This is a genomic window from Thalassolituus sp., assembly GCF_034111725.1.
GTDB lineage: Bacteria > Pseudomonadota > Gammaproteobacteria > Pseudomonadales > Oceanobacteraceae > Thalassolituus.
Map to the genome: position 1 here is coordinate 51,169 of NZ_JAWUWR010000047.1, position 19,507 is coordinate 70,675.

The window sequence follows — 19,507 nt, forward strand, 5'->3', positions numbered from 1 at the left end:
AAACGGATGCTTCCTATGCTGAATTTGGTAAAAACCTTGGTACTTTTTTGCGCTTTAGGATTAAGCACACAAGCCTTAGCTGCAGAGAAGTTTTGGACCGTGTTGCCATTAGGCACTTCAGGCGGCCTAGCCGAAGGCAACATGTCGTGCTACCTCATCGCGCCAAAAGGCAGTGATAAGTTTATTGCCCTTGATGGCGGCACTATTCGAGAAGGATTTTACGCCGCTAAAAAATCTGGCGCATTTAATAAGTTGGCTTTAACCGATAAGAAAGCGGCGCTAGAAAATCCACTCAGTTTAATTCACGCTTATTTAATATCTCATGCTCACCTTGATCATATCGCAGGTATGATCATTAATTCGCCCGAAGATACCAAAAAACCAATTTTAGCGCAGACAAATGTCATAAACGATTTAAAAGACTATATTTTTAATTGGCGAATTTTCGCTAACTTCGCTGACCAAGGTACTGCGCCGCTACTGAATAAATATGAATACTGGGATATGAGTCATGGTCGTGAACTACCCATTCCAGACACCAAAATGTCGGTTCGAATTTTCCCTCTTAGCCATGTTGAGCATGGTGCGTCAACGGCATTTTTAATCCATTCTGATAATCACTACGCTCTTTACTTAGGCGACACCGGCGATGACAAACCCGAAAATTCTGAGCTATTAAAGCAGCTTTGGATCGAGGTTGCGCCGCTCATTAAAAGCAAAAAACTAGATGGAATTTTTATCGAGTCGTCTTACCTAAATGGCCGCCCCGACAAACTACTTTTTGGCCACATGACGCCCAGCTGGCTGCTGCATTCATTGCACGAGCTAGCCACTATTATTAATCCGAAAGATCCCAAACGCTCGCTAAAAGATCTAACAATCGTGGTAACGCACATTAAACCCGATGCGGGCCTTGATGGCATGAAGATCGTGAAAGAGATGAAATCTCAGATAAATGCATTAAATGATCTGGGTGTTAAGTTTGTCATTCCTGAGCAAGGTAATATCCTCGAATTTTAAAAAATGAGGTGCTATATTAGCGGCTTATTCTTGGCAGATTAACACGCAAGTCACTGCCATGTACCAGCACAATAACGGTTGGGGCATGGCTACAGTTGTATCTATGGCCCATTCTCTGGATATGGGAACTTGTATGACAACACTTTGGATTCGTAATCCGCGCGCAATATTCACCGCTAACCACTCAGACGCCAGTAATGGCATCGTCATCATCGACGGCATCATCCAAGAGCTGGTCGGATTAGGTCAAAAGCCTACTCATATTATTGATCAAGAATGGGATGCCGCTGAGCATGTCGTTCTGCCCGGATTGATCAACACCCATCACCACTTTTACCAAACTCTAACCCGAGCTTGCCCACCAGCACTCAATAAAAAGCTATTTCCTTGGCTACAAACCTTATATCCGATTTGGGCTAAATTGACCCCAGATGCACATCAGGTTGCGACCGAACTAGCCATGGTGGAGCTATTGCTATCCGGCTGCACAACCGTTGCAGATCATCATTATTTATTTCCCGCGTGCTTAGAAAATGCCATTGATATTCAAGCCAGTACGGCATTGGCGCTAGGCATGCGTGCGACCTTAACTCGCGGTTCTATGAGTCTAAGTCAAAAAGATGGTGGCCTGCCCCCTGAGTCGGTCGTACAAACAGAAAGAACCATACTCGCCGATAGCGAGCGCCTGATTCGCCAATACCACCAACAGGACAGTGGTGGCTTGTTAGAAGTCGCGCTCGCGCCTTGTTCACCGTTTTCGGTAACTCCCGACATTATGGTTGCTAGTGCCGAATTAGCGGAAACATACCAAGTTAGGTTGCATACCCATTTGGCCGAAACCGAAGACGAAAATGCGTTTTGCTTGCAACGCTTTGGGCAACGCCCGTTAGATTATCTCGACGCCGTTGGTTGGCTCCATGATCGTACTTGGCTTGCCCACGGTATACATTTCAACGAAGAAGAAATTCAACGCTTGGGAGCTGCCCACACTGGAATTTGCCACTGTCCGTCATCAAATATGGTTTTGGCATCCGGAATTTGTCGAATTAACGAACTAAAAGCTGCTGGTGCACCGGTGGGCTTAGGTGTTGATGGCAGCGCCTCCAACGACCACAGCAATTTAATGCAAGAAGTTCGTCAGGCCCTCCTCATTCAGCGTCTGCGTTATGAAGCCGATGAGTTTACCCATACCGATGCATTAACACTGGCAACCAAAGGCTCTGCGCAAGTATTAGGACGCGATGATATCGGCGAAATAGCTGTTGGCAAACGAGCCGATCTAGCGCTCTTTAAATTAGATGAACCCCGTTTTAGCGGCGCTCACGATCCTCTGGCGGCCTTGGTATTATGCGGTGCCAGCCAAGCGGATGCAGTGATGATAGGAGGACATTGGAAAGTAAAAAACAAGCAATGGCTGGGGGGGAATATTACCGAACTGATGCTACGCCACAGTCGGGCATCAAAAACGCTTTTTTCTGTTTAGATATCAGCCACAAAAAAGCCGGAATAGATCCGGCTTTTAATCAAACATACCGTCAATAATTTACAGTAAAGCAAGCACTACAAAAACAAGAAGACCAGCACCACTCAGAACCATTGTCTTTTGCTTTAGCATGGGTGACTGCAAACCAAGATACAAACCCGATAACATGATCAAGATTAAGGCGGCGGCAAAAGCCTTCTCTAACCATTTGTATAGGCTAGGACCATGACCTTTGTGCAGTTCCATTAAGCTGGCCTGCAAATCTGGCGACATAGCGGTAATTTCGACACCATCCGCTATATTTTTAATTTGGTAATAATCGCGACTGGTTGGACGAGTTTGTGCTTCATTGCTACGCACCTTTACGTATTCGAAGTCTGCATCAATACCGGCCTGCTCGAGTAGAGTGCGAACCTGATCATCAAGTGCAGCGCTATCTTTTGTTAGCTGGGCATCAGGCACAATGACTGACTCACCAGCGGTCATCTCACCTTTAACACCAAATAGATACAAGCCGCCAGACGCTGCCATTATGACGATAATAGGAGCGAAAAAGGCGGCTAAGTATAAGTGTATGGTTACCAACAACTTGCGTGACATAATTCTAGCTCCAATATGAATTTATTATTGATTATCTCTTAATTAAGTATTACTTGCATGCACGAGATCATGATTATGCAAATCAACTGTTGATTTACATCTATTTAATCACGACGGCTATCAGTCATTAGTCTCACACGCTCAGATTACCGCTAGACTAATGTCTCAGCCCAATATGTAATCAATTTGTCACCCTCATCTCTCCCCATCGCATAAGCATCATTTAAGGTATCAAGATCGGTCGTAAACTGACCAGCAACGAAGCTTTCGGGTGGGCAGACTTCAATCACCTCACAATCATCTGGAGGGTTACGAATAAAATCGAGGGCTTGATTGTACTCGGCATGGCGCTGCTGCAATCGTCGAGCAACCGCGGGATACTGCTTTAACAAGTAAGGAAACAAAGCCCGCAAACGATACGCTTGCTTACGATAAGAAGACGGATTCGAGCGCACCACCACAATTTTCCGTGCACCTTGACGGTAGGCTTCAGCAACCGGCAAAGAATCTGCAACACCGCCATCTAGCCAATCATGGCCACGAAAACTCACGCGATTTTTAAATGCAATCGGCATATTCGCAGAACATTTTATCGCTTGAAATAGTTCTTCTGAGGTTGGCTCAATGTAGTGCGCTTCGGCAGTATCGGCTTCCGTCATAACCACAAAGAACTGAGTTTTTTTTGCAGCAATGGCATCAAGGCCAATATCTAAGTCGCGCTCAGTAACGTCCCAAAGCCAGTCGATATCAATTAAATGACCACCCATTAAAAAGCGTCTTACATTTTTGAATTCGGGCCGACGGCAGTAGTCCGTGATCACCGTATAGTTCCGGCCAACCTTACCGCCCAAATAAGCAGCAGCATTAGATGCACCGGCGGAAACACCGTAGCAAAAATCAAAAGGATAAAAATCCTTTTCAATAAATACATCGAGCAAGCCCGCACTAAAAATGCCGCGCATGGCTCCACCTTCAATAATGAGGGCGCTTGGAGAATTCATCTATGGGTACACCACGACAATAGGTGGGCCTAGTTTCCCAGCCCACCCATATTTTCACTAGAGTAATAACAACAATCGAATTAACTGCCGACTTTCAGCACAACACGATAGCGTGGACTGCCGTTTTCTAAGCGCTCAATAGCCTTATTCACATCGGCAATATCAAACACCTCAACTTGCGGAGCAATGCTGTGACGAGCCGCAAACTCAAGCATCTGCGCAATCGTCGCAGGACTGCCAACCGGTGATGAAGACACGGAACGCTGACCGCCCATGAGCGCCATAACGCTAATCGACATTGGCTCTAGTACAGCGCCAAGCAAGTGCAATCGACCTTTAGGCTTCAAGGTATTGATATAGCCGTTCCAATCGAGCGTAACGTTAACCGTAGAAAGGATTAAATCAAAGCGACCTGCGGCTTCTTTTAACGCGCTTTTATCACGCGAGTCGAGCGTGTGATGAGCACCGAGATCAAGCGCTTCTGTGCGCTTCGCTTCAGATGAGGTAAACGCCGTGACTTCACAGCCCCAAGCATTTAAAAACTGCACCGCCATATGACCTAAGCCACCGATACCAATCACCGCGACTTTAGCCGTTGGCTTCAAGTCAAATTGCACCATAGGGTTATAAACCGTGATACCACCACAGAACAGTGGCCCAGCACTTTCGCTGGAAATATCATCAGGAAGAGCAACAACACTGGCAGCTTGTGCACGAACTTTATCAGCGAAGCCACCATGACGACCCACAATCGTGCCTTGCGCACTGCGGCAAAGGTTGTGATCGCCTTCCATGCAGGTGCCGCAGTCTAAACAGTAACTAGAATGCCAGCCCAGACCCACGCGATCACCGACATTGAATTTCTTCACATGCTCGCCCACGGCACTGACTCGCCCAGCCACTTCATGACCCGGCACGAAAGGATACTGGGTAATACCCCATTCGTTGTTCAGCATGGATAAATCGCTATGGCAGATACCACAGTAATCAACCGCAATCTCGACATCATGAGCGCCCAATGGACCTGGATCATATTCGTACGAACGCAGTTCACCACCAGCTTCTAGAGCGGCATAAGCTTTAATCATTGAAATCTCCTATGCGCCACATCGGCCTATGCCGACAAGAACGCCATGCAATTGATAAATAGTAAGGTAGGCCAAAAAATTAGCCTAGTTGGAATAGCTCCATTAAGACCAGCAACTGACTATTTAGCAAGCCAACAGAGATTGCCATGGGTGGAACAGTCGCTACAGCAAATACGATACAGCTATCATTGCCGAAAGAGATGTCACTAAATGACGCAACACCAAAAGACAGCGCTAGTAATTACACTAGCGACGGCTGCTCAACCTCTTCATCATTACCCGCTATATGTTTTTTCTTATGATCTTCAGCCAATACCTGATAAATAACAGGCAAGACCACTAAGGTAAAAATAGTCCCGATTAACATGCCGCCAACAAGCACAATACCAATACTATTCCTTGCTTCTGCCCCCGGCCCAGTCACCAATACCAAAGGAAAATGACCTAGGACCGTTGCTCCCGTTGTCATCAATATTGGCCGCAACCGCGTTGCTGCGGCTTCGGTAACCGCCTCTAGTTTACGATAGCCCTCATGCTGCAAATGATTAGCAAATTCAACAATAAGAATGCCATTTTTAGCAACGAGTCCGACTAAGGTAATCAAGCCAATTTGCGAATAAATATTAATACTCGTTAGGCTTAAGAATGGCAGCATTAAGGCGCCAGCCAAAGCCAGAGGAACACTACCAAGCAACACGACTAGAGGATCGCGGAAACTATTAAACTGCACAGACAGTACGAGATAAACAACAACCAATGCAATTAATAAGACCCCCACTAAGGTATTGCCCTCTTTTCTAATTTGACGGGACTCTCCCGCATAGTCGAGGTGATAACTCGCTGGAAGAATATTCTTAGCGGCGTCTTCTAATACTGATAGCCCTTCTTCTTTAGTGGTACCGGGAATAACGCCACCATAAATTCGAAAAGACTTTTGTTGATTAAATTTCCCTAGCGCTCTTGGCCCAACCGTCTGCTTCACACTGGCAACAGCCGACAAGGGAATTAATTCGCCATTTGGAATACGTATTTGTAAATGAAGTAACTGATCTGTCACTTCTCTTGCTTCACTCGCAATCATAGGAATAACTTGATATGCCTTACCGTTAGCATCAAATCGGTTGGCATAATTACCCGACATAAAAACGGCTAACTGGCGACTCACATCATCTAATGTCATACCTAACTCAGCAATTTGATCACGATCTAGTTGCAGCTCCGCCTGAGATAGATCGACTTTCAAGTCACTATCAACAAACATAAACTTACCGCTAGCAAAGCCAGCACCAATTAATTGGTCTACGTAACCGCGCATCGTATTGTAATCGTCAACACCCTGCACAACCAATTCAACATCAAATTGACCTGCCGTGGGGAGAGCAGAATCCAAAACGGGAAAGACTCGCAGTGGCTCAATAGCAGACAAGCTACCATAAATTTGCGGCACTATTTCTTGGACACTTTTTTCGCGCTCGCTATTTGGCCCTAGCTCTAGGCCACCAAATCCGCCGGCAGCTTGCAGAATTTGCCAAACACCCTCAGCGCTCTCAACCTTCATAAGCTCGTCAATAACCAAATCCATTTGTTCATTGGTATAGGCTAGAGATGATTCTGGCGGTGATTCAATAATCACAGTAATCGAACTTTGATCTTCTACAGGTGCAAGTTCTTTCTGAGCAATAAGATAAAAGGGAATTGATAATAAAGAGATGAAAATGGCAACGAAGATAACCTGACTTCGCCAAACAAATACCCCACCCAAAAATCTAACATACCAACTCTGCAGGTAATCAAATTGAGTATTTACCCAAGCAGTTACCTTTCCCTCTTGGCCCCCTTCATCACATACATACGCACTCATAATAGGTGAGAGAGTAACCGCAACGACGCCAGAAATAAGTACCGCCACCGCAAGCGTAAAAGCAAACTCACGGAACAGCATGCCTGTTAATCCCGTTAAAAATCCTATAGGCGCATAGACAGCCGCAAGAGTAAGAGTCATGGCAATAATTGGCAGAAGCAATTGACGCGAACTGGTGAGCGCAGCTTGAGTTCTCGACATACCTTGGCGCATATAACGCGCAACGTTTTCTACTACAACAATCGCATCATCGACAACCAGCCCCACCGACAAGACTATCGCCAATACTGTTAATAAATTGAGAGAAAAACCCATCATGTATATAGCAGCAATAGCGCCAAGTATTGAAATAGGTATGGTCACTAAAGGCACCAAAGCGGTTCGAAACGAGCCCATCATGGCAATAACCACAATACCAACAAGAAAGATGGTCTCTAACAGTGTGGTGAAGATTTCTTGCAACGAATCGCGCATATAGAGAGTGCCATCAAAACCAACATTAATTTGCATGTCAGCCGGCAGTGTTGGGTTAATCTCTTCTAGTTTTTTGTAGAGTGCATCGCCAATATCAATTTCATTGGCACCGGGTAATGGCCAAACAGCAATATAAGTCGTATCGCGCTTTGAAAAACGAGCATCGATCTCGCCTTCTTCCTCACCCATAACAACGCGGGCGATATCGCCTAATCTTACTAATTGATTATTGTCTTCATGCACGACTAACTGCTGGAAATCGTCTACCGTTGATAATGTGGTATTTGCCAAAATATTGATTCGTTGACGGGCGTTTTCACTACTGCCAATACTGGCAATGATATTATTAGTTCTTAACGCCGTTAGAACATCCTCAGCCGAAAGATTTAATGCTGCTAGCGCTGTTGGATCGATCCAAATTCGCATCGCTGGGCTGCGTCCGCCTTCCAATGTTATACGCTGTACGCCTTCAATAGATGACAGCAAAGGGCTAACGTAACGACTGAGATAATCCGATGCGACTGCACGATCAAGCTCTTTAGTAACAACATCTAAATAGAAAACAGCATAAGGTCGATCCGCTCGCCGCACGGATATCGATGGATCTTCTGCACCTAGTGGTAACTCGTAACGAATCTGGCTCAAGCGCGCTGTCGACTCGGCTAAAGCATCATTACTGTCTTGATTTAATTTCAACCATGCAGTAACACGACTCACACCCGCAGTCGTTTGCGAATCGACATAATCAACCCCCGGAACGCTCGCCATCGCGCGTTCAATTGGCTCAGTTACAAATCCCTGCACCATTGCCGCGGAAGTGCCGGTATATATTGTAGTAACTTCAAGTGAGGCACTTTCTAATTGAGGAAATTGCAACACTGGTAACTGCCGCGTCGCGCCAAAACCTGCGAGTAAAATAATCAAGGACAATACTATTGCGACAACTGGACGGTGAATAAACACATCCATCGGACTGGATTTCATAATTAGTACCCCTCTGCACTGGCAGAGGTTTTAGCATTGTCATCAACGCTAAATACTTGTGGAGAAACATAAACCTTAAGGCCAGGATATAACTTAAATGTGCCAACTTCAGCAATAAAAGTACCGGCATCAACCCCGGTTATAATAGCGCGACCATCCTGTTTGCTAAGTAAATTAATCCCAATACGATTCGCGCGATAAGCATCACCATCGGGCTTGAGTTCATAAACATAGGCGCCAAAGCGATCGTGACCAACGGCCGTATCAACAGTTTCAATAGCCTCGATCTCTGGACCTGAAGGTACACGAACACGAACAACGGAATTAACTTGTAATAATCCATCGGTATTATTTACCCGTGCTCGATAACCTAATTGCCTCGACGTTGTTGAAACCTCAGACTCTTTAGCAATAACCGTGGCTTGATATTCACGCTGATTCACTGTCGCAGTGATAATCGTGCCAATATCTAATGGCGGAATTTTTTGTGGCAATGAAAAATCCAGCCATAAATAATCCGTTATACCAATAAGCGTCGTCACTATCATATTAGGTTGAAGAAATTGGCCGACTTCCAAATTATGAATACTAGTCCGGGCAACAAAAGGAGCACGAATTTCTTTTTTCTCAATCGTTGTTTTTAGGCCTTCTATTTCAGCTTGCGCAGCCAGGTAATTGGCTCGTGCTTCATCGTAACCTTGCTGACTAATATTTTTATCATCCTTTAACGATTGGCTTCGTTCCCAAGTACTCTTAGCATAGGTGAAGCGCGCTTCCGCAGCAGTTAATTGGGCCTTTTCTATGCGCGTGTCCAAAGCAATTAATAGCTGGCCATTGGCGACATTTTCACCCGACGCGTAACCAATGCTGATAATTTTCCCCGGCAACTCATTCCGTACCTCTAAGCGTTGGGGAGCGACGACCTCGCCCAAGACTTCACTATAAGCTTGGTGTTTAGCCGCTTTTGTTACCGCACCACCAACGGTTTCTGAATGCTCAGGATAAGCCTCGGCCATGGCAATAAAACCTTGGATTTCCAATACTTTAAAGGTGGCTAGCCCCGCTGTTACTGCAACACATCCGAGCCCGGTAACTAGCCAACGACGAAGCGACATACGAAATCTCCTGAATCGCTATACCACCGAATGAAGTCGTGAATAGCGCGAATAATATAAAGCAGAAATTGTGGCGCTGTTACGCTTGCATCGCAAGATATGATTTAGCCAAGAGCAAACAACATATGAATATTCACGCATAACTTGGAAGAGGAGATTACACAACGATGACAACGAGCCTACATCGAGATTATAAAGGGGATAAACGCGAAATAGACGGAAAAATAATGTGGGATTAATCGGAAAAACTGAACATTAATTGGGGTACAGCAGACCACTAGAATGACGCGTTTCCAATCGTAAACGTACTGCTTTAGGTAAGCCCTTAACCACCAATGCATAAGACATATCGATTTGGCGCTGCAATTCAGCCTCAGGCACATCGCCGGGGAAATTAATCGTATTCCAGTGACGTTTATTCATGTGATAACCGGGAATAACGCTGGTGAATACATCGCGTAATTGAATCGCTTCATCAGGTGGAGATTTTAAATTGATGCGCCAACCGTCTTGGCTTGGAATCACGAGAGCAAACATTTTGCCCTCGATTTTATAAACGCTCGGCTCGGGTCCGAAGGGGAAGTCTTCAATGCTGTCAGGCTTAGTCCGCAAATAGGCGTGGAGATCATCCAGTGTCATCTTGCTCTTCCTATATTGCGGATCATGCCTTAGTGCAATTTTACTGCACCTTTATTGTAAGGTGATGCGCGGTACCCGCGGCGTCACTTGGCAATATAATTCGTAACCTATGGTGCCGCACAGTGCCGCAACGCGATCAATGTCCACCAGCTCGCCCCATAATTCAACCGACGAACCAATTTGCGCCGCCGGCACATCCGTTATATCAACGGTAATCATATCCATCGAAACACGACCAATCAGCGGGCATTCGACACCGGCCACATTCACCGGCGTACCCGCAGGCGCATGACGTGGATAACCGTCGCCATAGCCAATGGCGACTACACCAACCTTGGTATCGCGCTCGGCAATCCAGCTATGGCCATAACCAACACCCTCGCCCGCCGCAACCTCGTGTGTGCTAATGAGCGCCGACTGCAAACTCATCACGGGGCGTAAATCCAATTCAGACGCTGTTTTTTCTGCCAATGGCGAACTGCCATACAACATAATCCCAGGGCGACTCACGGCTTCGGCAATGCTCACGTCGCGCATCAGCGCTGCACTGTTACTCAAACTCAACGGCACCGGCCAGTCGTGTTTGAGCATAATCTGACGCTGCTCAGTGAAAAACGCATCGTCGACTTCGTCAGCGGTGGCAAAGTGACTCATCACGTGCACCAGCTGCAAATTATCGTTCGCTTCAATTTGAATAATGATCGAATTAGCATCATCCACACGAATACCCAAGCGGTTCATACCACTGTTTATCTTTAGCCAAACCGGCACAGGGTAACGAAACTCTAATCCTTGGCATTCTTGTAGCTGTTGTTCGTGATGCACCACCAGTTGCAAGCCATGATCGGCTGCCTTTTGCCATTCTTCAGCACTGTAGGCACCCTGCAGAACAAGAATAGAATGATCGAACCCCGCAGCACGGATACGCAGACCCTCATCGACACAGGCAACGGCAAAACCATCCGCTTCGGATGCCAGCGCATTGGCACAAGCCTCCAAGCCGTGACCATAGCCATTGGCCTTGATCACGGCATATGCCAAGGCGGCAGCGTGGCGTTTAGCCACACGATAATTGTGACGCAAATTAGACCATTTGAGTAATGCGCGAACAGGACGTGTCATAAGCGTGGGAACAATCCAGAAAATCAGTACAATAGACCCATCACAGCAACCCTGTAATGACCGTAGTCATTATGTCAGTCCTATTCAGTACCCGGAAGTTATTCATGCCGAGCCACCCGTTATTTACCGATAAAACCATTGCCCTGTCTGCGACGCTCGCGGCCACGATCGGGCTGGAAGAAGCGGTATTACTGACGATACTGAATGACGCCGCCAGTTTGCAAAGCAACCAATGGGCACGGTTACATTGCCAAACCTTACGCCTGCAACTGCCATTTTGGGACGATGTATCCATTCGCCGCGTACTGCGTAGCTTGATCGACAAAGGGTTACTCAGCTTGCAGGGGCCTATGTTTCCCGATGCCGAGGGTCTGATTTTTGGCTTTGGCAGCCAAGGTGTTACTGAAGTTCCAGCGGATACCAGCACCATCGCGATACGGCAACCCGCTCAGCCCTCAGTGCAAGCGGCCAACACTGTTCAAGCAGCCAACGTTGCGCAACCCATTCCAGGCCAGACCACACCGCATAAACCGCTCAATGGCCAGTGGCAACCCAACGAAGACACACTGGCACGGTTAGAACAGCATGGTGTTCCACGCGCATTTAGCTGGGCGCAAATGGATGCTTTTATATTGCAAGGCCAAGAACAAGGCGCGAACCGCAACGACTGGAATACCCGATTTTTCCGTCATGTGAAAAATCAGTGGGTATTTAGCCAAAATGACGCACAAAAAAATGCGCGCATTCCTGAACGTACCGCGTTTAATCCAGCGCAAGACGAAGCCAAACCCATCGCATTAAATTGGCAGCCAAGTGCTGATGCCTGCCAGATTTTAGGCCGTGCGGGCATTGATCCACAGTTTATTGAAGACGCCGTGGCCGAGTTTATTTTGTATTGGAGCGAGCGCGGTGATGCCTTTAAAACTTGGAACAGCAAATTTATCCAGCACGTTCGTCAGCAATGGGCGCGCTACACATCGGCAGTAGAACATTCGCCTCTGCCCAGCCGCATTGTCGATAATTGGCAACCGGCAGCCGATTGCTTTGATATTTTAGCCATGGGTCATATTCCACAAGAATTTGCCCAAAATTTAGTACCCGAATTTGTGCTGTACTGGCGTGATTCCAACCAAGTTCATAACAGTTGGAATAGCCGCTTTTTACAGTACGTAAAACAACAATGGGGCAAGCGTTTGGCTCAGCCTGTAGGAGATGCAAATGGACAGCAAACAACTGCTAAACCGGGTTACACAACAGCTGAAGCAAGCATCCAAAGACTCAACGATACAAGCTGGTGATAACGGCGCCATCGCCCATGAGCCGACTGTTGAGCAAAAAGAAGCGATAAACCAGATTTTTGAACTGTTTCGATTTAATTATCACAACCAGTTTTTAAAAGCGTTTCCTGACCTTGATACCATGATCATGGCCAAACGCTTGTGGGCGAAATTATTAGCCGACTACAGCGGCCAAGTGATTATGCGCGCCGCCGAAAAAACGGTAAAAGACAGTACCTATTTACCGAATGTACATGAAGTGCTCATGCGCTGTGATATTGCCGACGTCCACGGCTTGCCGTCGACGCACGCGGCCTACATGGAAGCTTGCCGAGCCCCCTCCCCTAAGCGCGAATACTCATGGACGCACCCCGCAATTTATTACGCCGGTCGCGCCAGCGATTGGTTTTTTCTCGCTAATGAACCTGAGTCGGTCGCCTTTCCTGTATTTAAGCGTAATTACGAATTATTGCTGCAACGTATACAACAAGGCGAAGAGATAGAACTAGAATTGCCGAAGGCGCTACCGGAGCACAGCAGCGTGCCCCTGCCACGCAAAGAACAACAAGAGCGTCTGCACGCCCTGCAAGACTTACTTAAAGATTAATTTGAATACGCTCACCGGCGGTGAGCGTTTGCGCATCTCCCGCCCACTGCGCCCGCACAGATCCTTCTAACACCTGTACAGTTAATTGTTTATCCAGCAGCGTCATACGAAATGCACTCGTACCCGCACGCAAACGAAAATCCCCAGCTTGCACCCAAAAAGGTCGAAGCGGATCTTCCATCACCACAAAGGTCGCTTCACCACCAACCAAGCGCAAACGTTGCTGATCATCACTGATGCGCCGCGATAACTGCGTATTCTCACTCAACTGAATTTCCGAACCACCCGCCATCGTAAGGGAACGAACCTCCCCCGCCACCGTCGAAATGGTATCCACCGCCGCTGCCGACTCACTTTGCTTAGGGCTAAAAAACAGAAATACCGACAACGGAATAGCAATCAGCAACGTAAGCGCAGCATACAATGAACGAGAAGGGCCAAGAGCGGCAGACATAATCAAACCTGCAAACATAAATATGCTTCGACACTACCACTGCTATGCTCAATGAGCGATGCGACTTTTGGGTAGGACAAGAATCGACCGAATAAACCGCTTCAACTACCTCCCAGTAAAAGACCAAACCCACCGAGGAAAATATGTACGAACTACAACCCCACACCGTCTACTGCCCCTACTGCGGCGAAAACCTAGAAGTGCTGATCGATACCTCAGAAGACGAACAAGACTACATCGAAGACTGCCAAGTGTGCTGCCGCCCGATTCGGTTTTTAGTGCAGATAGATAACGACGGCGATGCCATGGTTATAGTGCAGGATGAGAATGAGGTTTAGAAGAACGGTCACTTCCTCTCATCTGTAAAGATTATCAAAAGCCATTTACCTATAATAATTATAGCTATACTATCCACAGGCTTGGAGCAAAGGACTGACCCATGGCCATCGAACTACCCAAATTCAAAGCTCACGAAGTCAGGGCTGAAATCAAACGCATTGCCGATTCCAGCACACATTTCGTGGAGTTTTTAGATCACGCGCTCGACAGAATGGAGCAGCGCGGCGTTACTACGCGACAAGTGCTCCGAGTATTGAGAGACGGAGATCAAGAAGGCAATGCAGAATGGTGTACCGATAAGGAACGCGGCTGGCGCTGCAGATTAAGCAGAATCACCGCCGGTGAAAAAATCACAGTCATCGCAAAACTCGTTGAACGTAAAAATTCAACTTGTCTCGTTGTAACCACTTGGGAGGGCTAGCCATGTATCACTATAAAGCATGTGGTCTAGACAATGTGTACTTGAAAAATGGCTATGAAGAGAAAAATACGCCATCGGGCAAATCCATTGCCATCCATGATATTGACGGCCTACACAAAGCCATTGGCAAAGGTATAGCCAATAAAGAAGCAGCTTTAACACCACAAGAGTTTCGCTTTTTACGTGGAGAGTTAGATCTTTCACAAAAAGCACTTGGCATGTTGCTCGATCGAACGGATCAAATGGTCGCCAAGTGGGAAAAAGGCGAGACTAAAATTCTAGTGCTGGCCGATAAAGCCATTCGTGACTTGTACATGGAAAGCATCGGCGAAGGACCAATTTCCAACCTGCTGCAACGCTTAGCCCAGCTAGATAGAAAAAATCGCGAACTCACTTTGCAACTAGAGGAAACCGCTACCGGTTGGCTAAGCGAAAGTAGCGCCGCGTAGGCGGAGCCTCATTTGTGTTGGTTGAATTGCGTGAACAGTAGCCTTAGCCGCTCCCAGCCAAGCCCTTGCCATTCGCTAATAGTTAACATTTAATAACGAAATAAATCGCTAAGGATGGTGACCTTCCTATAGAGGACTTTCACCTCATTAGCTCTCCCCCGAATTGGCCATAAACTATACCGATGATAGCGGCCAAAAAAATTATGATGCTATAGCTGGTCGTTAGCATCTACCTCAACTTGGATGAGAAAATCATGGGGCATTGAGTATGAAAATCATCATTGCAAGCATCCTTTTTTCTCTACTTATAACGAGCTGTGCAACTGTTCATAATTCTTCGGTACTGTATCGAGAGTATTCACAATATCAGGAAGTCGCAAATAAGAATAATATCGTTGAAATGGCTGAGAACTTCTTTAGTCCTAATCTACTCGGCACAAATTACCAGACCAATCCAGATGCAGTAAACCAGTTACTATTCAAAAATTATATGACTAATATCAGTAGCCACCATGAAAAAGTGGATGAGATTGGGAGCTGCCTGACTATAAACGGATATGACGAAGAACGTTTCCCTTTAATTTTTAGCCTGAAGTATATTTTACTTAATGGTCATTGGCTTATTGACAATATTCATGTTTTTTTTTCGAAAATGAAAGTGATTTTTCTAATAATGCTAAATGTCCTAGTGAATACCCAAACTAGTACTCATCGGTGACGGAGGGTCTCGAACCCTTGACCCCTAACCCTCTGCTTACGCATCTCCCGAAAGTCGACCAAGGCTTCGTGAAACTCATTAACGTTATTTAATAAGCGATAAGTTGTCATAGGGTTCGTTCCTTTGTCCTTTGACTAGCGTCAATTATTCTTATGACGAGAGCTTAGCTAGTACACTCCCGTAATAGATATTCGATCCCGCAGTGACTCTGTTCAAATTACTCCTTCGTTGTCTACTCCGCATAATCATGCGCGCCTTACACCGCGCGAAATACAGCAATGTATGGTTATGCACTAGTGAGATGAGTTCCTTTCTCGGCTTTGGCATCATGGGACTTGCTTCGCATTTTGCTCCTTATCTCGTATTTTAAATACCATCGGCATTGACGTTCCGGATCAATCAGGCATTATTGTAATGACTGTCAGATTAGTTGTTAGTTTTCATCATGAATTCATATAGAGTTTATTGATATGAATAGAAAGCAATGGGTTGAAGGTAGAGAGTTAAAATCCGAGAAAATTTCAGTTCAATATCTTGTGAAGCCAGTAGAAATAATAGAGGTCTCGTTTAGAGAAGTTGAGGGTGAAACTGAGGGGGCTGACGAATATATTGCAGTACTTTTTCGTACAAAACATAAAGAATACCTCTATACGTATGTCTCTTCTCTAGAAGAGGCTCAGAATCAATCCAAAACACTATGTACTGATATTGAACGCTACATTAGAAATTAACAAAATGTACCACTACTGTGTCTACGACACTCGCACCCGTTTTGAGTAATACTAGCTCTATGATGACCGCTTGGTTAGAAACAATTGAGTCGCAGTGAAACATAATAAGGCGATGTGCCCGCTAGATAATTCCGCCGCCTAAGCGCTCTCAAATAAACGCTCTAATGCTCGTCAATTAGCAAACCATTAAAACCTAATTTAGTGAATTCCATGGATATAGTATTTTTCAAACAGATTTTAATTACAACTATATCGACACTTGGCATAGGTGCAACAGTAATCTTTGGACTTGCATCGTGGCTAGGAAGCCTGTGGGCACGGCGCATATTGCAATTAGAAAGAGGAGTGATTGAGGAAAAGCTAAAAAGTATCGAACATGAATTAAGTTTCTCCAAAACATCCTATGGTAATCATTTGAATCAAATTCTTGAATATTACGATATCTACTACTCTCACTATCGAACCTGCCAACTGACTGCTGAAGCTGATATTATCCGGTTTCCTGATGGGGATGATTTAAATACGCAAGAGTCCTATTTTGAGGAGCTAGAAAAATTTCAGATAAAGTGGAATTCTATTGAAGGTAAAGTGCGTTTTATTTTGCCAAAAGATCTATTAGAGTGTCATGAAAAGTCCATAAATTGTTTTAACGAATTTAACGCAGCGGCTAAAAAATATACATCACAAAGCGACCTTCAGGGAAGAGCACCTTTAGAAGAAGCCTTTAAAAAACTTGATGATGTCAAAAACAATTACGAGAAACTAATCAGGGCCTATTTAAGAACTGAAAATATGCTTGCAAAATAGGAGGGGCTAGCAGTCAGTCCCACACACCCTGCATATAGTTCCACTCAAGGCACTTCACTTAGAATACTGAAACTAGACTTCTTACTTTAATACACGACATCCATATCGAATTGCGGCAGCAACCCTGCGACACCATGCCACACCGCTAACTCAAACACCTTCTGCTAATCTGCCCGCCAATAAAACTGACTTATTGGTGATAATTCAATGCGTTACATGCATACCCCTTCTCTTCTCGCTATCGCGATATTAGCCATCAGCACCAATGCCAGCGCAGAAGACTCAAATCAAGAGCCCATCCAATTATCAACTCAGGTGGTGACTGCACAGGCAACTGATTCGGTTCTAACGGTTGTTACCGACCCTAAAGCGCCGCGTCAGCCAATGCCTGCGCACGATGGTGCCGATTTATTAAAGAGCATTCCGGGGTTTTCGGTTATTCGCAAAGGCGGGACGGATGGCGATCCGGTATTCCGCGGGATGGCGGGATCACGTCTTGGCATCATGCTGGATGGCGAAACGATTTTGGGTGGTTGTGGTAACCGTATGGACCCACCAACCGCGTATGTCTTTCCGCAAGCATACGATCAAGTAACGGTATTAAAAGGCCCACAAAGCGTTCAGCACGGCTCCGGCAATAGTGCTGGAACCGTATTGTTCGAACGTGCGACGCCGGATTTCTCCATGCAAAATGGGCAAGGCGAAGCAAGCGTGTTATTTGGCTCGGCAGATCGCAATGATCAAATGGCGCATGTATTAGCCGGTACCAACGATGGCTATATCGATTTAAATGGCACACGCACCGATGCCAATAATTATGAAGATGGCGATGGCAACGAAGTACATTCCGCTTATACCCGCTGGAGTGGCAATGCGGCATTAGGTTGGACGCCTTCACGCGATAGCCGTATCGAGATTTCTGGCGCGCGTAGCGACGGTGAAGCACGTTATGCTGACCGCGGCATGGATGGTGTTGCCTTCGATCGCAACAATGCAGCATTAAACGTCGAGCAAACCAATATCAATGATTCACTACTTGAACTCAAAGGTCGCGTGTATCGCAATTATGTTGATCACGTCATGGATAACTTCACCCTGCGCGATAGCACGGGTATGAAAATGGTCAGCAATCCTGATCGCGAAACCATAGGTGCTAACCTGAGCAGCGAATGGGCCTTAGGCCAAACAACAACCTTGCGCACAGGTATTGATCATCAGCGTAATAATCACCGTATTCGTTTGGCCAATAACATGATGAATATGATGATGACGCCAGATATTGATGGCGTTGCGCGCGTAGACGATATGCGCTTTCGTACCCGAGGGGTATTTGCTGAGTTAGACCATGATTATAACGATGGCAGCAGTGTCTACACCGGCCTACGTGTTAATCGCGATCAAGCGGAAGATCTGCGTTTAAATAAAACAACCAGCGGCGAAAAAGACGTTAATACATTAACCAGTGCTTTTATTCGCTATGAAAAACAATTGGATATCGCCCATCGCGTTTATGCCGGCATTGGCCATAGCGAACGCGGTGCAGACTATTGGGAGCGCACTAAAAATCCTGCGGCAACCACACCAATGATGACGGGTATGGCGAGTACGTTTTTAATTAATCCAGAAAAAACAACTCAGCTCGATACCGGCTTATTATTTAATCACGAACGTGTGAGTGGCTCGGTATCGGCATTTTATGCTCAACATGACGACTACATTTTAATTGAACAATTACCTGACATTAGCGCTTACGCCTCCACTGCGCGGAATATTCAAGCAACAACCTACGGTGCAGAAGTCGACTCTAAATACAATCTAACCACCAACTTGTATACCACGGCGAGCTTGGCATGGGTTCATGGTAAGAACGATACCGACGGCACGGCACTTGGCCAGATTTCTCCGCTAGAGATGCGCCTTGGCTTAAATTATCAGCGCAACAACTGGTCTACTGGTGCTTTGTTACGCTTAGTAGATGAACAAAATCGTGTCGCCATTAATACTGGCAATATCGTTGGGCAGGATATTGGTAAAACGGGGGGCTTTAATGTGTTCTCGGTTAATGGCAGCTATCAGCTGATTGAAAATATCAAAGTCAGTGCAGGCATTGATAACCTATTTGATGTGACCTATGCCGAGCATATTTCACGCAGTGGTGCGACGATTACTGGCTATGAAACGACCGACCGCGTTAATGAGCCGGGCCGAACGTTCTGGTTGCAGTTACAAGCTAAAATTTAAGCGAACAAGTAACAAAAAAGGTGCGTTAAATACGCACCTTTTTGTTAATCGTCATGACTATAATTTTTTAGCCAAG

General features: G+C 46.0%; 19 protein-coding genes. 11 read left to right on the forward strand and 8 right to left on the reverse strand.

Annotated elements, in window-relative coordinates; all coding sequences use genetic code 11:
* The first annotated feature begins 15 nt into the window (after window positions 1-15).
* Both UXZ23_RS07300 and UXZ23_RS07305 read left to right on the forward strand, forming a co-directional pair.
* A complete protein-coding gene (locus tag UXZ23_RS07300) occupies window positions 16-1,020 on the forward strand; it encodes a 3',5'-cyclic-nucleotide phosphodiesterase (protein WP_320819956.1) in 1,005 nt (334 codons plus the stop codon).
* Between the two features lie 133 nt (window positions 1,021-1,153).
* A complete protein-coding gene (locus UXZ23_RS07305) occupies window positions 1,154-2,503 on the forward strand; it encodes an 8-oxoguanine deaminase (protein WP_320820042.1) in 1,350 nt (449 codons plus the stop codon).
* A gap of 60 nt (window positions 2,504-2,563) precedes the next feature.
* Here UXZ23_RS07305 and UXZ23_RS07310 read toward each other — a convergent pair whose 3' ends face one another.
* The 7 genes from UXZ23_RS07310 to alr form a co-directional block, all read right to left on the reverse strand.
* On the reverse strand, window positions 2,564-3,103 hold the full coding sequence (locus tag UXZ23_RS07310) for a PepSY-associated TM helix domain-containing protein (RefSeq protein WP_320819957.1): 540 nt from the start codon (window positions 3,101-3,103) through the stop codon (window positions 2,564-2,566).
* A gap of 152 nt (window positions 3,104-3,255) precedes the next feature.
* Window positions 3,256-4,104, reverse strand: a complete 849-nt coding sequence (locus tag UXZ23_RS07315; protein ID WP_320819958.1) for a patatin family protein — start codon at window positions 4,102-4,104, stop codon at window positions 3,256-3,258.
* A gap of 80 nt (window positions 4,105-4,184) precedes the next feature.
* The gene (ahr, locus tag UXZ23_RS07320; RefSeq protein ID WP_320819959.1) at window positions 4,185-5,192 is read right to left on the reverse strand and encodes an NADPH-dependent aldehyde reductase Ahr; all 1,008 of its coding nucleotides are present in this window, start codon (window positions 5,190-5,192) and stop codon (window positions 4,185-4,187) included.
* A gap of 241 nt (window positions 5,193-5,433) precedes the next feature.
* A complete protein-coding gene (locus tag UXZ23_RS07325) occupies window positions 5,434-8,511 on the reverse strand; it encodes an efflux RND transporter permease subunit (protein WP_320819960.1) in 3,078 nt (1,025 codons plus the stop codon).
* 2 nt (window positions 8,512-8,513) lie between these two features.
* Entirely contained in the window at window positions 8,514-9,626 is a 1,113-nt protein-coding gene (locus UXZ23_RS07330) for an efflux RND transporter periplasmic adaptor subunit (RefSeq protein ID WP_320819961.1), read from the reverse strand.
* A 255-nt stretch (window positions 9,627-9,881) separates the two neighbouring features.
* Window positions 9,882-10,265 carry an MmcQ/YjbR family DNA-binding protein gene (locus UXZ23_RS07335; RefSeq protein ID WP_320819962.1) on the reverse strand — a complete coding sequence of 128 codons (384 nt, stop codon included), beginning with the start codon at window positions 10,263-10,265 and terminating at the stop codon, window positions 9,882-9,884.
* A gap of 51 nt (window positions 10,266-10,316) precedes the next feature.
* The gene (alr, locus tag UXZ23_RS07340; protein ID WP_320819963.1) at window positions 10,317-11,387 is read right to left on the reverse strand and encodes an alanine racemase; all 1,071 of its coding nucleotides are present in this window, start codon (window positions 11,385-11,387) and stop codon (window positions 10,317-10,319) included.
* Window positions 11,388-11,491: 104 nt separating this feature from the next.
* On the opposite strand from alr, the gene UXZ23_RS07345 reads away from it, so the two are divergent.
* Window positions 11,492-12,685, forward strand: coding sequence for a DnaT-like ssDNA-binding domain-containing protein (locus tag UXZ23_RS07345; protein ID WP_320819964.1), 1,194 nt, complete (start codon window positions 11,492-11,494; stop codon window positions 12,683-12,685).
* A complete protein-coding gene (locus UXZ23_RS07350) occupies window positions 12,606-13,271 on the forward strand; it encodes a replication protein P (protein ID WP_320819965.1) in 666 nt (221 codons plus the stop codon). The genes UXZ23_RS07345 and UXZ23_RS07350 overlap by 80 nt, the downstream gene beginning before the upstream one ends.
* Here the strand turns inward: UXZ23_RS07350 and UXZ23_RS07355 are convergent.
* Window positions 13,261-13,725 carry a FecR family protein gene (locus tag UXZ23_RS07355; protein ID WP_320819966.1) on the reverse strand — a complete coding sequence of 155 codons (465 nt, stop codon included), beginning with the start codon at window positions 13,723-13,725 and terminating at the stop codon, window positions 13,261-13,263. The two genes, UXZ23_RS07350 and UXZ23_RS07355, sit on opposite strands and share 11 nt — an antisense overlap.
* Before the next feature lie 143 nt (window positions 13,726-13,868).
* On the opposite strand from UXZ23_RS07355, the gene UXZ23_RS07360 reads away from it, so the two are divergent.
* From UXZ23_RS07360 to UXZ23_RS07390, 7 genes are all read left to right on the forward strand, one after another.
* On the forward strand, window positions 13,869-14,063 hold the full coding sequence (locus UXZ23_RS07360) for a CPXCG motif-containing cysteine-rich protein (protein ID WP_320819967.1): 195 nt from the start codon (window positions 13,869-13,871) through the stop codon (window positions 14,061-14,063).
* Window positions 14,064-14,164: 101 nt separating this feature from the next.
* Window positions 14,165-14,485 (forward strand): DUF4258 domain-containing protein, encoded by a 321-nt coding sequence (locus UXZ23_RS07365; RefSeq protein WP_015488412.1) that lies wholly within the window; start codon window positions 14,165-14,167, stop codon window positions 14,483-14,485.
* A 2-nt stretch (window positions 14,486-14,487) separates the two neighbouring features.
* Window positions 14,488-14,934 (forward strand): helix-turn-helix domain-containing protein, encoded by a 447-nt coding sequence (locus UXZ23_RS07370; RefSeq protein WP_015488413.1) that lies wholly within the window; start codon window positions 14,488-14,490, stop codon window positions 14,932-14,934.
* A gap of 268 nt (window positions 14,935-15,202) precedes the next feature.
* Window positions 15,203-15,652: a hypothetical protein gene (locus UXZ23_RS07375; RefSeq protein WP_320819968.1), complete on the forward strand. Its 450-nt coding sequence runs from the start codon at window positions 15,203-15,205 to the stop codon at window positions 15,650-15,652.
* Between the two features lie 470 nt (window positions 15,653-16,122).
* Window positions 16,123-16,383 (forward strand): hypothetical protein, encoded by a 261-nt coding sequence (locus UXZ23_RS07380; protein WP_320819969.1) that lies wholly within the window; start codon window positions 16,123-16,125, stop codon window positions 16,381-16,383.
* A gap of 210 nt (window positions 16,384-16,593) precedes the next feature.
* The gene (locus tag UXZ23_RS07385; protein ID WP_320819970.1) at window positions 16,594-17,190 is read left to right on the forward strand and encodes a hypothetical protein; all 597 of its coding nucleotides are present in this window, start codon (window positions 16,594-16,596) and stop codon (window positions 17,188-17,190) included.
* A 207-nt stretch (window positions 17,191-17,397) separates the two neighbouring features.
* Window positions 17,398-19,431 carry a TonB-dependent copper receptor gene (locus UXZ23_RS07390; protein WP_320819971.1) on the forward strand — a complete coding sequence of 678 codons (2,034 nt, stop codon included), beginning with the start codon at window positions 17,398-17,400 and terminating at the stop codon, window positions 19,429-19,431.
* The last annotated feature ends 76 nt before the right edge of the window (window positions 19,432-19,507 follow it).

What these genes read in the sequence shown, in the direction of transcription:
- UXZ23_RS07300 (WP_320819956.1), top strand. Translation starts at nt 16, where the DNA reads ATGCTGAATTTGGTAAAAACCTTGGTACTTTTTTGCGCTTTAGGATTA.
- UXZ23_RS07305 (WP_320820042.1), top strand. Translation starts at nt 1,154, where the DNA reads ATGACAACACTTTGGATTCGTAATCCGCGCGCAATATTCACCGCTAAC.
- UXZ23_RS07310 (WP_320819957.1), bottom strand. Translation starts at nt 3,103, where the DNA reads ATGTCACGCAAGTTGTTGGTAACCATACACTTATACTTAGCCGCCTTT.
- UXZ23_RS07315 (WP_320819958.1), bottom strand. Translation starts at nt 4,104, where the DNA reads ATGAATTCTCCAAGCGCCCTCATTATTGAAGGTGGAGCCATGCGCGGC.
- ahr (WP_320819959.1), bottom strand. Translation starts at nt 5,192, where the DNA reads ATGATTAAAGCTTATGCCGCTCTAGAAGCTGGTGGTGAACTGCGTTCG.
- UXZ23_RS07325 (WP_320819960.1), bottom strand. Translation starts at nt 8,511, where the DNA reads ATGAAATCCAGTCCGATGGATGTGTTTATTCACCGTCCAGTTGTCGCA.
- UXZ23_RS07330 (WP_320819961.1), bottom strand. Translation starts at nt 9,626, where the DNA reads ATGTCGCTTCGTCGTTGGCTAGTTACCGGGCTCGGATGTGTTGCAGTA.
- UXZ23_RS07335 (WP_320819962.1), bottom strand. Translation starts at nt 10,265, where the DNA reads ATGACACTGGATGATCTCCACGCCTATTTGCGGACTAAGCCTGACAGC.
- alr (WP_320819963.1), bottom strand. Translation starts at nt 11,387, where the DNA reads ATGACACGTCCTGTTCGCGCATTACTCAAATGGTCTAATTTGCGTCAC.
- UXZ23_RS07345 (WP_320819964.1), top strand. Translation starts at nt 11,492, where the DNA reads ATGCCGAGCCACCCGTTATTTACCGATAAAACCATTGCCCTGTCTGCG.
- UXZ23_RS07350 (WP_320819965.1), top strand. Translation starts at nt 12,606, where the DNA reads ATGGACAGCAAACAACTGCTAAACCGGGTTACACAACAGCTGAAGCAA.
- UXZ23_RS07355 (WP_320819966.1), bottom strand. Translation starts at nt 13,725, where the DNA reads ATGTCTGCCGCTCTTGGCCCTTCTCGTTCATTGTATGCTGCGCTTACG.
- UXZ23_RS07360 (WP_320819967.1), top strand. Translation starts at nt 13,869, where the DNA reads ATGTACGAACTACAACCCCACACCGTCTACTGCCCCTACTGCGGCGAA.
- UXZ23_RS07365 (WP_015488412.1), top strand. Translation starts at nt 14,165, where the DNA reads ATGGCCATCGAACTACCCAAATTCAAAGCTCACGAAGTCAGGGCTGAA.
- UXZ23_RS07370 (WP_015488413.1), top strand. Translation starts at nt 14,488, where the DNA reads ATGTATCACTATAAAGCATGTGGTCTAGACAATGTGTACTTGAAAAAT.
- UXZ23_RS07375 (WP_320819968.1), top strand. Translation starts at nt 15,203, where the DNA reads ATGAAAATCATCATTGCAAGCATCCTTTTTTCTCTACTTATAACGAGC.
- UXZ23_RS07380 (WP_320819969.1), top strand. Translation starts at nt 16,123, where the DNA reads ATGAATAGAAAGCAATGGGTTGAAGGTAGAGAGTTAAAATCCGAGAAA.
- UXZ23_RS07385 (WP_320819970.1), top strand. Translation starts at nt 16,594, where the DNA reads ATGGATATAGTATTTTTCAAACAGATTTTAATTACAACTATATCGACA.
- UXZ23_RS07390 (WP_320819971.1), top strand. Translation starts at nt 17,398, where the DNA reads ATGCGTTACATGCATACCCCTTCTCTTCTCGCTATCGCGATATTAGCC.